Origin of the sequence: Aeoliella fuhlenseeensis, assembly GCF_052161615.1 — a bacterium.
Taxonomy (GTDB): Bacteria; Planctomycetota; Planctomycetia; order Pirellulales; family Lacipirellulaceae; genus Aeoliella.
On the sequence record NZ_CP197417.1, the window covers coordinates 5,092,355 to 5,105,785 of the forward strand.

The 13,431-nt window shown below is 60.2% G+C and carries 12 protein-coding genes; 7 read left to right on the forward strand and 5 right to left on the reverse strand.

Going from position 1 to position 13,431, the window contains the following annotated elements:
- Positions 1-21 precede the first annotated feature (21 nt).
- The 3 genes from SH292x_RS19940 to SH292x_RS19950 form a co-directional block, all read right to left on the reverse strand.
- Entirely contained in the window at positions 22-1,464 is a 1,443-nt protein-coding gene (locus tag SH292x_RS19940; protein WP_442482782.1) for an MFS transporter, read from the reverse strand.
- Between the two features lie 417 nt (positions 1,465-1,881).
- Positions 1,882-2,505, reverse strand: a complete 624-nt coding sequence (locus SH292x_RS19945) for a YdeI/OmpD-associated family protein (RefSeq protein WP_442482783.1) — start codon at positions 2,503-2,505, stop codon at positions 1,882-1,884.
- A 56-nt stretch (positions 2,506-2,561) separates the two neighbouring features.
- On the reverse strand, positions 2,562-2,876 hold the full coding sequence (locus SH292x_RS19950) for a hypothetical protein (protein WP_442482784.1): 315 nt from the start codon (positions 2,874-2,876) through the stop codon (positions 2,562-2,564).
- A 1,112-nt stretch (positions 2,877-3,988) separates the two neighbouring features.
- On the opposite strand from SH292x_RS19950, the gene SH292x_RS19955 reads away from it, so the two are divergent.
- The 6 genes from SH292x_RS19955 (at position 3,989) to SH292x_RS19980 (ending at position 9,943) form a co-directional block, all read left to right on the forward strand.
- On the forward strand, positions 3,989-5,701 hold the full coding sequence (locus tag SH292x_RS19955) for a S41 family peptidase (protein ID WP_442482785.1): 1,713 nt from the start codon (positions 3,989-3,991) through the stop codon (positions 5,699-5,701).
- Positions 5,702-5,827: 126 nt separating this feature from the next.
- A complete protein-coding gene (locus tag SH292x_RS19960; protein WP_442482786.1) occupies positions 5,828-6,526 on the forward strand; it encodes a hypothetical protein in 699 nt (232 codons plus the stop codon).
- 53 nt (positions 6,527-6,579) lie between these two features.
- Complete coding sequence (gene mutY, locus SH292x_RS19965; protein ID WP_442482787.1) at positions 6,580-7,683, forward strand: A/G-specific adenine glycosylase; 1,104 nt, start codon at positions 6,580-6,582, stop codon at positions 7,681-7,683.
- 152 nt (positions 7,684-7,835) lie between these two features.
- Positions 7,836-8,201 carry a nucleotide pyrophosphohydrolase gene (locus SH292x_RS19970; RefSeq protein ID WP_442482788.1) on the forward strand — a complete coding sequence of 122 codons (366 nt, stop codon included), beginning with the start codon at positions 7,836-7,838 and terminating at the stop codon, positions 8,199-8,201.
- A gap of 5 nt (positions 8,202-8,206) precedes the next feature.
- On the forward strand, positions 8,207-9,331 hold the full coding sequence (locus SH292x_RS19975) for an ATP-grasp domain-containing protein (protein WP_442482789.1): 1,125 nt from the start codon (positions 8,207-8,209) through the stop codon (positions 9,329-9,331).
- Between the two features lie 129 nt (positions 9,332-9,460).
- Entirely contained in the window at positions 9,461-9,943 is a 483-nt protein-coding gene (locus tag SH292x_RS19980; RefSeq protein WP_442482790.1) for a YfcE family phosphodiesterase, read from the forward strand.
- Positions 9,944-10,099: 156 nt separating this feature from the next.
- Here SH292x_RS19980 and rimI read toward each other — a convergent pair whose 3' ends face one another.
- Positions 10,100-10,618, reverse strand: coding sequence for a ribosomal protein S18-alanine N-acetyltransferase (gene rimI, locus SH292x_RS19985; RefSeq protein ID WP_442482791.1), 519 nt, complete (start codon positions 10,616-10,618; stop codon positions 10,100-10,102).
- A gap of 347 nt (positions 10,619-10,965) precedes the next feature.
- On the opposite strand from rimI, the gene SH292x_RS19990 reads away from it, so the two are divergent.
- Entirely contained in the window at positions 10,966-11,856 is an 891-nt protein-coding gene (locus tag SH292x_RS19990; RefSeq protein ID WP_442482792.1) for a glycosyltransferase family 2 protein, read from the forward strand.
- 54 nt (positions 11,857-11,910) lie between these two features.
- Here SH292x_RS19990 and SH292x_RS19995 read toward each other — a convergent pair whose 3' ends face one another.
- Positions 11,911-13,329, reverse strand: a complete 1,419-nt coding sequence (locus SH292x_RS19995; RefSeq protein WP_442482793.1) for a tetratricopeptide repeat protein — start codon at positions 13,327-13,329, stop codon at positions 11,911-11,913.
- Between the last annotated feature and the right edge of the window lie 102 nt (positions 13,330-13,431).

The window sequence follows — 13,431 nt, forward strand, 5'->3', positions numbered from 1 at the left end:
CATTCGTTTCTCCAACCCCTCTCAAACCATCCCCAGCTTCGCTTCCATCTCTTCCAGCGGAACGTTCTTTGTCTCGGGTACCATCGTGGCGATCCACACCAGTTCCAGCACCATCATGAAGCAGAAGAAGCCGAACACGTAGCCCGGCTCGAACTCGGTCACCACGCGGGGGAACACCAGCGTCAGCGCCGCGGCAAAGATCCAGTGCGTGAAGCTGCCGAGTGCTTGACCCGCGGCGCGATGCTGCACCGGAAAGATCTCGGAGATAAACACCCAGATCACCGCCCCCTGCCCTACTGCATGCGCGGCGATGAAGGCGAAGATGCACGCCGGGACGATGCTGAACGTCTCGGTGAAGAACGCCCACGAGCAAAGCCCCAGCGACACGACGTAACCCACCCCGCCAATCGCCAGCAGAGTTCGCCGGCCTAGCGAATCGATCAGCCACAGGCCCACGAACGTGAAGATTAAGTTCGTGATGCCAATGCCCACGGAGTTCAAGAGCGCGGCATTCTCCCCGAGTCCTGCCCGCTCGAAGATTCGCGGCGCGAAGTAGAGGATGGCGTTGATGCCAGAGAGTTGATTGAAGAACGCGATGAGAAACGCCAATAGAATGGGGATTCGCAGGCGCGACGTCCAAAACCCCTCGGACGGTACCTCACTCGCAGCGGCTTGAGCACTTGCGCGGTAAGGATTCGCTGACTCCGCCACCGTGTGCCGCGACAATGGCCCGTCGACTGCTGAACTTAGCTCAGGCACCACGACCTCGCCTCGCGCGCTCATTGCGATCTCGTCGACCACGTGCTGAAGTTCTTGCTCGCTAGCTTCGGGGTTCACTCTCCGCAGCACCTCGAGGGCCTTTTCCGTTTCGCCGCGCTTGGCGATCAGCCATCGCGGACTCTCGGGAATCCCCATGCACATCACCCAGTAGATGATCGCGGGAACCGCCTCGATACCGAGCATCCATCGCCACGCGTGTTCGCCACCGATGGCACCGATGATGGCGTTCGACGCGAAGGCGATCAGAATGCCAAAGACGATGTTAAACTGAAACATGCCCGCCAACCGGCCGCGAAGCGTCGGCGGCGAGATCTCGGCGATGTACAGCGGCGCCGCAACCGTCGCGATGCCCACGCCCACGCCACCTATCCATCGCGCGATCATGAACGAGTAGGCATCGGTCGCGAGCCCCGACCACACGGCCGATACTAAGTACAAGACCCCAACCGCCTGCAAGGTCTTGGTGCGGCCCCAATGGTCGGTGGGCCAGCCACCCACGAGCGAACCAAGCACCGTACCCCACAGCGCCGCACTCACCGCCAGGCCATGTTGCCAATCGCTGAGTTCCCAAAGCTTCTGGATGCTCCGCTCGGCGCCGGAGATGACTACCGTGTCGAAACCAAACAGAAACCCGGCAAGCGCCGCCGTGATCGCGCTACGAAACAACAAGCTGGTCGAACGCATAGAACTCGCACCCGTCAGTGGGAACACAAGAGAAGACAAGCAACGTGGTTCTAGTGTAGCGAGTTGTTTACCGAAGTGCGCGCCTGCTAACTTTTTGTTTGCAGATTGCGGTTCTCGCCCTCCTAGCCCCACAAAGAACTTGTGGGAGGGCTCTCCGAGCCCGATGAAGCCGAGTGGACCTCCCCAATTGCAACACACTGCGACTTAGAGCAGTTGGTCCGACGACACGTAGGTCGTCGGCTATCCTAACTCGACTAGAGAGTTGCACCGTTACGCGCCGTGAATAGCTGCCGAGCTACGCCTCGTCGGACAAAACTCTCTGATTCAGATGGTTCTGTAATATGAGAGATTCCTCCTAGCTCATCGGGGTCGGAGACCCCTCCCACAGATTGCTTTGGAATGGAATATCATCTCCCCTCACCGCTCAAACGTCTCCTCGCGCTCCAGCATCGCGATGAACTCGGCGATCTTGCGAGCCTTGGTCTCCGCCCGCTTCACGTTGTGCAGCCGGTAGTAGAAACCATAGCGAGTCGCTTTCTTCAGTGTCTTGTAGAACTTCGTGGCGGCCTTCGATTTTTTGAGCGCCGCCAGGAACTCGGGCGACTCTTCGAACGTCGAGCTCGATGCGTACGCCGCGTCCCAGCGTCCGTCGGCCTTGGCAAGCTCGACCACGGCGTGGCCCGCCGGTTTCATCCGGCCCTCGAGCGTAAGCCGCTCGATGTGGCCCTTATTCACCTGCGACCAAACGCTACGCTTGCCGCGCGGCGTGAACTTGTGAATCCAAGAGACCTCATTCCCCTTCCGCACGGGGCCATCAATCCAGCCGTAGCAGAGCGCGACTTCGAGCGCCTCGGTGTAAGTGATGCTCTTGTATTCACTGGCGACCTTGAAGAACTGAATCCAAACCCCCGCGTGATCCACGTGATGCTTCGCAAGCCATCGCTCGAATACGGCGGGCGTTGCAAAGGGAAGCACCGGCTTATCGTCGGGGGAAGCTACGGCGTGGACGTCGGCCGGTGGTTGGGGTTTCTTCTTAGGCATTACGGGGAGGGGAACGGGGCGGTTGGTAGAGAATCTTCGCGCGTAACTTGCTCGCTTCACGAAACCGATTTCGTTTTACTTCGGACACGCTCCACGATCCAACCCACGAGCAAGGCCAAGCCACCGCCGCCGAGCGACAACCCCGCGTGCTCCAAGAACACGACCGCAACATCTCCCGGATCCTGGGTCGCCGGCCCCAGCGGACGTGGCTCGATCATCTGATTAATCGAAGTGGCGTAGTACGCCAGCAAACTCGTACGCCGAAGTGCCCCGCCATCGGGCATCATAACGAAGGTTTTGAGCAGCAGGCCGAGCAGGACGAAGGAGACGACGAAGCCGACCCAGAACCAGATGAAGAGTCTTTGCTTCATTTCCTACTACCTCCTGTTACCGAACCGAGTCACCGCCGGACGTGACTGAGACAGCTTGCAATTCCGCACTATTGTAGCAGGCACAATTCCGGTGCTGACAGAAACCGATACCCTCACCAACGCCCATTTCGCATGCATGAACTTTTTTTCACCTTTTTGCAGAAAGCAACTTGAATGCGCGCTCGAATTGTGTTCAAATGAACACACTCCTCTTTTCGAGTGTTTTTTGTTCTTTGACAACTGAAAAACTGAGAATTGCGGCCAAGCTGACAGCGGCCTGTGGAGACCTCCGCGCTCTGCCATTCTGAGGGAGCTTCCAGCGACTGAAGGATCTCGTTTGCCAATAGCGTAGGGTTTCCGAGGGACGAGCCCCCACCCCGGCCCTCCCCCGAGTCGTTGTTGCGGTCATGGCACCGAAGTGGTTTAGTTTGTTGCGCAACAACTTGGAGGAGGGAGCAACAGGGTAATGTCGCACCTGCGGGTTACCCCTGCGACTTAATTTTTGCGAGGCACCCGGAGACCCTGTTCGCAAACGGTTTGCCTGCAAGGCGTTACGTCGAATCTCCCGCCGGGTGAAAAAGTAGTAATGTCGCACCCAATGAAATATTCGCGGGTTGCGACTCAACTATCGTCGGTGCGCAAAACCGCACGCACCGCTAGCGTGAACTGTCGAAACGGGCTTCGCGTAGTTAGGTGCATAGCCAAGGAGCGGCGAATTCATCCGCTCCGCAGGCTCAATCAAGGACCGGCGATAGAGACGTTGCCGGCCTTCCTGGCACGACGCCTTTTCATGAGCGGTCTTGTCCTGTGCGTTCGGCGGAGTCCGAACAATCGGCAAGGTCGGCAGGCCCCGGCGATCCGGTTCTGGCCGCTTATTGCTACCTCCCTTACGTGCAATAAGTCACCTGTAGCGGTCGTGCGGTAACAAGTGCTCCCGGCCCTCGAAAATTCTGGTGGCAGATTTTTTGACCACCCCCATTTCGTGGCCTATATTCGCTTGTGCCCCGGGACTGTGCCCGCTTTTCCGGCGAGCCCCCTGCCCCGCTCGGTTCGAACTGGAAGCCTCCGGCAAACGACTCGAACCACCTGCGAAATAGACGGAACGAATCAGCATGCGTCACACGCACTACCTCTCGCTCTACCGCTTTGTAGCCGCGATCACCGTTGGCCTGGGCATTTCGTTTGCCCCCATCGGGTACGCCCAAAGCGAAGCCGTTGCGATCACTGCCGAGGCCGAGCCTCAGGCCGTTTCGCAACTGCTCACCAAAGGTCGTGAGTTCGAATCCGAGCACCGCTGGGGCGACGCTCTCTCGCTGTACGAAGAAGGTACTCGCAAGCACCCCACCGATCGTCAGCTCGCCGAGCGATTCGACATTGCTCGCCTGCACTACGGTGTGGAGCGCCGCTACGTCGACCAGAGCTTCCTGCAAGCGGTTACCACGCTGAACTCGGCCCAGGCTGCCGAACTTTATGGCGAGCTGCTGGGCAAGATCGACTCGCACTACTACGTGAATCCTCCATGGGGCACTTTGGCTCAGCGAGGCGTGCAGTCGGTCGACGTGGCGCTGACGAAAACCAACTTCCTGCGTCACAACGGCATCCAAGCCGACACCGCCAAGATCACCCAGGTCCGCCGGGCGATTTACGGTCCGCTGCAAAACCGCACGATTACGACCCGCGAGCAAACGCTCGCCGTGGCTCAGCAAGTCGCCCAGATTGCTTCGCAACAACTGGGACTGAGCCAAACCGCGGTGGAACTCGAATTCACCGCCGCAGCCGCGGGTTCGCTCGATCATTACTCGGCCTTCCTTTCCGGCGACCAGCTGCGTGAGATCTACTCGCAGATCGAAGGCAACTTTGTGGGACTGGGTGTCGAACTCAAGGCCGCGAAGAATGGTGGCCTCGAAATCGTTAGCACTATTCCCAACAGCCCTGCCGAGCGTGCACAGATCAAGTCGGGCGATGTGATTACTCGCATCGACGGTCGCAACATCACGACCATGAGCACCGACGAAGCCGCCGGCTTGCTGACGGGCGAAGAAGGAACAACGGTCGAAGTGCACGTCGAGCCAGGACAGTCGGGCGACCTCGCCCACATGGCTGGTGCTCGCAGTGCATTCGACGTTCAGGTTCGCCGCGAACACGTGGACGTGCCTAGCCTCGAAGACGTGTCGATCGTCGATGCCGCTTACGGTGTGGCTTACATCCGCGTGCCGGTGTTCCAGAAGACCACTTCTCGTGACCTCGAAGCCGCACTGTGGGACCTGCATGCGAAGGGTATGCGGACGCTGGTGCTCGACCTTCGCGGCAACCCGGGTGGTCTGCTGACCTCGAGCGTCGAAATCGCCGACAAGTTTGTCGCTCAGGGACGCATCGTGTCGACCCGCGGCCGGAGTGCTGGCGAGGACTTCGACTACCGTGCTCATCGTGCCGGCACCTGGCGAGTTCCGCTGGTAGTGCTGATCGACGACCAGAGTGCGAGTGCGAGTGAGATTTTCGCCGCCGCGATTCGCGACAACCGTCGCGGCACCGTGATCGGCGAGCGTAGTTTTGGAAAAGGTTCGGTCCAGGGCATCTTCCCACTGGGTTACGGTGGGGCCGGAATTCGCCTGACGACCGCCAGCTTCTATTCCCCCAATGGCCAGCCCATCAGTCAGGTCGGAGTACAACCCGATATCGTCGTGCGACGGACTAACGGCTCGGCAGAGGGGACTCATGCGGTCGGATTCCGCGGCACCGAGGACGACCAACCGCTGGCCAAAGCGGTGGAAGTTGCCCGCACCCAGGTGGTTCAGACCGCCTCGGACGAGAACTCCCGCCGCTAATCGGGTGGGGGCGGGACGTTGACGCCGGGGGCCTTGGGCTCAATACTATTGGGTTCTCTCGGGGACCTGGCGTGTGCGTCGGATCGCGTCCCCCCTTTGCCTCAGAACCCAGCCCCGGCCTCAGCCATGCCAGCGGAAGAAGATGACGACCTGTACGACGGCGACTACGAATTCGTGGACGACGACGATGAGGATGAAGAGTACGAAGAAGACTCAGAAGAAGAGTATGAGTACGAGTACGAAGATGAGGACGACGCTGAAGAGGAAGAGGACGAAGTAGAAGAGGTCGAGGAGAAGCCGAAGGCGAAACCTCGCGGCAAGAGCGCGCCGGCGAAGAAGGCTGCTGAGAAGCCAGCCGAGAAGAAAACCGCCGCCAAGCCCAAGGCCGCCGCGAAGCCGAAGAAGGAGCCCAAGGAAGCCAAAGAACCGAAGGCTGCCAAGGAGCCCGCTCCCAAGAAAGCCGCGCCGAAGAAAGCTGCTCCCAAGAAGCAGAAGGAAATCTTCGACGACGAGCCGGAGGAAGAAGTCGTCAAGCAAAAGGTCGAGAAGACCAAACCCGTCGACGAAGCGACCCCTGTAGCCGCAGAGGCAGTCGAAGGTGCTCCAGCCGAAGACGCGGACGAGTACGGTCGCCCCGCGCCCACGGCGAACTACTTCGTGCACATCTACGAGTTCAAGGCGTACAAGCGGACCATCGATCGGCCGTTCACGCCCGAAGAAGCCGACGCATTCGCCACCGAGTACAACCGTTGCAGCAAGGTCTACGGACGTTGGGCAGTGCCGGGCAAGGCGGACGTGAAGCCAGGTAAGGAACTTGCTCCTTAGAAGGGGAGCTCCTTAGTCGTGCTGACGCTGGTGACAACACGCACGTGATGCGAATGGCAACGGACGCTTCCACCGACTTCGAGCTCACCAGCGCGTGGAAGCAATCGTTCCGCCGCAAGCTGCTCGCTTGGTACAAGCAGTACGAGCGCGACTTGCCATGGCGCAAAAGTCGCGATCCGTACCGCGTGTGGGTTAGCGAGGTGATGCTGCAACAAACGCAGGTCGCCACCGTTCGCGCGTACTTCGAACGATTCATGGCCGCACTGCCAACGGTGCATGACTTGGCGTCGGCGGACGAGCAGCAGGTGCTGCGGTTGTGGGAGGGACTCGGCTACTACCGCCGAGCTCGTGGTCTGCATGCGGCGGCGAAGGTGGTGTCGAGCGAGCTCGAGGGCAAGTTCCCCGAGACCGTCGAAGAGCTGATGAAGCTCCCCGGCATCGGACGCTACACGGCGGGGGCGATTGTCTCGATCGCGTACGACAAACCGGCTCCGATTCTCGAAGCCAACACAATACGGTTGCTCTCGCGACTCGTGGCGCTCCGCGACGACCCCACGCGAACCGCGGGGCAGAAGAAGCTGTGGCGAATTGCCGAGGAGCTTCTACCCGCGAAGGATGTATCTCGCTTCAATCAGGCGTTGATGGAGCTGGGCTCGCTGGTTTGTACGCCGCGCGAACCAAAGTGCGATGCGTGCCCTGTTGAGTCGCTGTGCCAAGCGAGACAGCTCGGCGTCGTGGGCGAGCTTCTGCCGACCACCAAGAAAACCAACTACACCGAGCTGCACGAAGCTGCGGTGGTGGTCCGGCGCGGGGGCGACGTACTCGTCCGGCAGTGCGGCCCTGACGAACGCTGGAGCGGGCTGTGGGACTTTCCGAGGTTTGGCGTCGAGAGCGAAGGTCCCTTGTACGCGGTGCGCGAGATTGAAACGAAACTCGCGGAGCTCACAGGCATCACGGCTTCGCTGGGACCACTGCTAAAAACAATTAAGCACGGGGTCACGCGGTTTCGCATCACGCTCGACTGCTACGAGGCGACGCACAAGGGTGGCCGGTTGAAGTCGTCCAAGGCATCGCCAGCTGTTTGGGTAAAACCTTCTGAGCTTGCGGAGTATCCGCTCAGTACGACGGGGCGGAAGATTGCCAAGCTGCTCGGCTAACGAAGAAGAATTAGTCGCGGATCGGCGCGGATTTGGGCAGATCAGCGCGAATGAAATCAGCCATGCCATCCGCTGCAGGGTTTATAATTTGATCCACAGTTTCAGATTCGCGATAATCCGCTAAGATCCGCGACCATCCGCGACGAATTCCTATGAATACGAAGAACGACAATTCAACCACAGTCGCCCAGCTCAAGACACTCGTTGACGACTTCGTGCGCGAGCGCGATTGGTCACAGTTCCATTCGCCGAAGAACTTGGCGATGGCGCTGGCAATCGAGGCGGCGGAGTTGATGGAGCACTTTCAGTGGATCGAGGTTGCCGACTCGCGTGAGGTCGCGAATCATCCCGAGAAGCTCGCGGCGGCGGCCGAAGAGATCGCCGACGTGCTGGCCTACACGCTGGCGATCGCCAACTCGATGGGGGTCGACTTGTCGGCGACGCTGCACGCCAAGATGATCAAGAATGCCCAGAAGTATCCGGCCGACAAGTTCCAAGGTCGGCACGGGGGCAAGTAGCCATCATGCGCATCGCCATCATGGGAGCGAGCGTCCGAGCCGCGGCGTTCTCGGCACTCGCGGCGGGTTACGAAGTGATCGCGGCGGACTTGTTCGCCGACAGCGACCTAGTCGCACGATGCCCAGCGACACGCATTGAGCCGGACGCCGATGCGTTCGTCGATTGGCTCGCCGAACAAGATGTCGACGCCTGGATGTTCACAGGGAGCTGGGAAAACTACGCGCCGCACGTCGCGAGGATGGCCGAGCTGAAACCTCTTCTAGGAAATCCAGCAAAGACCTTAGAGGCTTGCAAATCAGCCACGCAATTGGCTGGCCTCTTCGCCGACAACCAAGTGGCGTTCCCCGAAATCACGAGCGCGCCGCCAAGCGAAGCCGGCTGGCTCACCAAATCTCACGCCACCGCCGGCGGACTCGGCGTCGACGACTGGGTTCCCGGCAGCGAAGCTCCTGAGAACTGCTACTGGCAACGCAAAATCGCGGGGCGTTCGATCTCCGCGGCTTACGTCGCGGCGGCAGGGGAGGGGAAGTTGCTCGGAGTGACGGAGCAACTGATGAATCGCAAATGGACTCATAGCCAGCCGTTTCATTACGCTGGGTCGGTAGGGCCGTTTGAGCTTCCGAAGGTCGACGTCCCCTCTCCCAGACCCTCACCCGGGTCGGGGAGAGGGGACTTAAACGCCCAGCTTCTGCACGTGGGTTGCGTGCTTGCGCGTGAGGTTGGGCTCGTTGGTGTGTTTGGCGTCGACTTTGTGCTCGACGACAAAGGGACCGCGTGGGTAGTCGACGTGAATCCTCGCTACACGGCGTCGATGGAAGTGGTCGAACGATTCGCGGGCGTCAACATGATCGCCGCCCACATCGCCGCGTGCACCAAGGATGAATTGCCCGAGCCCGTGAGTCGATCAGATCAATCGTTTGGCAAGGCGTACCTGTTTGCGAAACGCAACGCGACATTCCGTGGACCACCGAGTCTCGATATCGCCGACATTCCGCACGAAGGAGACGCCATTCAGCGCGGCAAACCGATTTGCACTCTGTTGGCGGATGGCGTTGATCGCGCCGAAGTCGAGCAGAAGTTGCAAGAAAAGGCCCGAGAGTTGGAAGCCTATTTGTTTGGCGACGAGTAGAATTAGTCGCGGACATACGCGGATGCGGCGGATGAACGCGGATATTGATTACAACTTGAATCCGCGTTTATTCGCTTGAATCCGCTGTGATCCGCGAATGATTTCTTGGCTTAGAAGGGCAGGCGAAAGATGCGACTGGGGATTGTTAGCGACACGCACGGGTACGTCGATCACACACGGCCGGCGATTCGCCTGCTTGAGAGTCTTGAGGTCGACCAAGTGCTACACTGTGGCGACATTGGTAGCGTCGAGGTTGTTAATCTCTTCTCGGCGTGGCCCACGCACTTTGTGTTTGGCAACTGCGATTACTATCAGGCCGAGCTACGCGAAGGGATCGCAGCGGCGGGGCAGAAGTGTCACGAGCTGTTTGGCGACCTAACGTTCGAAGGCGTGCGGATCGCCCTCTTGCATAGTCACGAACACCAACGATTTCAGCAAGTGCTCGATAGCGATGAGTATCAAGTGGTCTGCTATGGCCACACGCACGTGGCCGATAAGACCACGCGCGATGGCAAGTTGGTACTCAATCCCGGTGCCCTGTATCGCGCGCCGAAGCACTCGATCGCCATCCTCGATCTGCCGGAAATCAAGGCGGAGATCGTGGGGCTATAGGGAATTTTTGGAACACTAATTGACACTAATTTTCGCTAATGGGTTTTAATTAGCGTCGATTAGCGAAGATTAGTGTTCCACAAAATGGCATACGAGATTCTTCGGTCGCTTAGGCTCCCTCAGAATGACATGAGGGGAGTAGGCAACCCTAACTACTCAACCGGCCAAGCGATGGACGTGGTCGGGGGTGAGTTCTTCGACGACTTGTTCGTCGTAGTAGTACTGCATGACGTAGGCGTCTTCGGTCGAGTCGTCGTAGAAGTCACGCAGCACCGCGGTGGCGCGGAAGCCGGCGTGCTTGAAGAACAACTGGGCGTTGAGGTTCGTCTCGCGGACTTCGAGCGAGATGCGTGTGCGGCGCTGGCTCGACAGTTTGCTGACGAGCTTATCGATCATCTGCTCGCCAATCGCCAGACGACGGTACTCGGGAGCCACGGCGAAGTTGAGCACGTGCAGGCGGGTCTTGTGCAACTCGTAGATCATGAAACCCACGACCCGCTCGCCGTACTCGGCCACCATGCCGATGCAGTTGCGTTGGCGCAGGCAACGGACGAAGTCTTCCTCGAACCAGGGGAACTCGAAGCTCCCTTTTTCAATTTGGAGTACTTCGCCCATATCGCGGCGGATCATCCAGCGGATGTGCACCCGCAGCTTCTCTTGATCATAAACTTGCACGAGGGGCCTCCTTCCGTGTCGGCCAGACGAGGGTCGCATGTGGCAGCGTGAATGCCGCCAACCATGCGGCCTTTCTATCAGTGAGGGCCGCAAGGTAACAAAACACGCGCACGGTGCCAAGCCAAATTAATGGCCTGCTCAAAGGGCCTGCGATTCCCTATTGCTAGCACTCCGTTTGCGGGGCGTCAAGCAGTTGTAATGGCCGTGTGGATTTTGCCGACAAGTTGTACTTGGTAAAGCGATCCGCTCAGCGAATCGACGCCGCCGATACCGATTTTATGAGCTACAGTTCCCTGGCAGCCATTCGTTCGTGCTGCCTCAGGCGTAGCTTTGCCCCCTCCCATATCATGGTCGAAGAAAAAACACCGACTCTCGCCGCCGAGCTGACGAAGCGCTCGGCCACTGAGATAGCGACCGAGCGCGAACAGAACGCTTCTGCCACGACGGCACGCATGCTATCGACCCTCGCCGAAGCCGAGGCGAGTCTGGCCGAGCTAGAACGCGAGCACGCAGCCACGAGCCCTGTGGTGACGCGTCCCGTGAAGCGGACGGTCCTCGCCGTGAGTGTGGTGATTCCCGTGTTCAACGAGCGGGACACCATTCGCCAGGTCGTGGAGCGGGTGCTAGGCACCGGATACGCCACCGAGGTGATTGTGGTCGACGACTGCAGCACGGATGGCACCCGCGACGTGCTGCTGGAGCTCGATGCCCTAGAAGGCGTCCGCGTCTTCATGCACGGCTACAACAAGGGCAAAGGGGCGGCCCTGCACACGGCGTTCGACCAAGTGACGGGCGACGTGGTGCTGATCCAGGACGCCGATCTCGAATACAACCCTGCCGACTACGGCAAACTGCTCGCTCCGATTGAAGCGGGTGAAGCGGATGTCGTGTTTGGATCGCGTTTCCTCGAAAACGCCCGCCAAGATCCGTCGTGGGTGCATCGATTCGGTAACCGGATGCTCACCTGGATGTCGAACACCGCAACCGGTTTGCGGCTCACCGACATGGAAACGGGCTACAAAGTGTTCCGTCGCGGTGCGATCCGCGAGATGGTGCTCCGCGAGAAACGTTTCGGATTCGAGCCCGAGCTAACCGCCAAGCTCGCTCGGCGTAAGTGCCGCATCCAAGAAGTTCCCGTCAGCTACGCCAGCCGCGGGTACGACCAGGGGAAGAAGATCCACTTGGCCGATGGGCTGCGAGCCGTGTACTGCATCGTGCGGTACTCGTGGTGGGACTAAGTGCGAAGTCCCCTCTCCCCGACCCTCACCCGGGTCGGGGAGAGGGGACTTCTATCACTTCGCCCAATACGGCTGATTCTGTTGGTAGCGCGTGAGGCGTTCGCGGTAGGCGCGTTGCACTGTGGCGTCGGAGGTGAGCGTGATGGCTTGCTCCTGGTACGCGATGGCTTTGGCGAACTGACCGTCGGCGGCGTAGGCGGCGGCGAGCGTTTCCAAAACGTCGGGGCTTTCGCCTTCGCGAAGTTGCGCCAAGCGGGTCGCCGCTTCGATGGCTTTGGGTCCATTGCGATAACGCTCCACCGGGCAGGTCGCGAGCATCCACGCCGTGCTGCGATAAGCGGCGGGCGACTGTGGATTGAGGGCCAGGGCTTGCTGAAAGTCGGCGGTGGCGAGCTCGTACAGACCTTGGTCGGCGTAGACATTTCCGCGACCAACAAACGCGTCACTACTCGCAGGATTGATGTGAATCGCCATGTTGTAGTCGGCGAGGGCTTCGGTGAGTTTGCCCATCTCGTGTAGCGCTGCACCCCGCGCGGCGTAGAGCGTCGGCTCGTTCGGGAGCGATTCAAGGGCCTCGGTGTAGTCGGCGACCGCTTGTTGCCACCTCGCGAGCTGACTGAGTACTTCGCCACGATTGTATCGTCCGATCGCGAACGACGGGGCGAGCTCCACGACGCGGTCGAAATCGGCGAGCGCTTCGGTTTGCTTATCGTACCTTGCGAGGGTCACTCCACGGTTGTGGAGCGCTTGCCAGCAGGTGTCGTCCAGCAGCACGGCTTCCTGAAAATCCTCAAACGCAGCGTGCTCGTTGCCTGCCGTCGATCGTATCTCACCGCGGCGATTGTAAGCCCACGCGCCGAGCTTGGCGATTTCGGCCGCGGTGTCCTCGTCGGCCCCGGCGTCGAGTGCCAAGTGGCATTGCTCGATCACGTCGGTAAAGTCGCTTTGGGTCCGCGCTTCGACCGCCAGTTCGCGTGCCACGACTAGCAGCGAAGCGGCACGCGACGGCGTCGCTTCGATGTTCGCAATGGCCAGCGAAATGGCATCACGGACCGCCGACGACTTGGCGACCGGCTCGTGTACAAGTGCGAGCGGTTCGTGTGCGAGTGCGATCGGCTCGCAGTTATCGTCAATCATCACCGCTTCGCCCGCTGGCTCCAGCGGCAGTGCGATCGCGCTAGCGGGTTCCTCCGGGAGCAACCACTTGGGGAGTTCGAGTGGCGCAGGGTCCGGGGGCAAGTTCGGCAGTCGACGCGGCGCGGCCGAACGCAGTGGCTGGGCCTCGCGCCAGAAATTGGTTTGCTCGATCACGGGCAGCCTGGTGGGCAGCGTATGACGCACCGGAGCTTGGCGCGCAGGTGCCTGGTACGCGGGGGGATGGGCCACGCGGGCGGGCAACTGCTGCGCATCGGCGTGCGAATGGGCGAACACGACGATCGTCGCGGCGATCCACGTTATCCTTGCGCTCACCATGTTTGTCCACGCATCCTTTCGTGGTGCCCGGCCGCGGTGTGGCGGCAGGCCCTCTGATTGTTCTTAGGCTTGGTATCAAGCGTCGCAATATCAAGCGTCGTT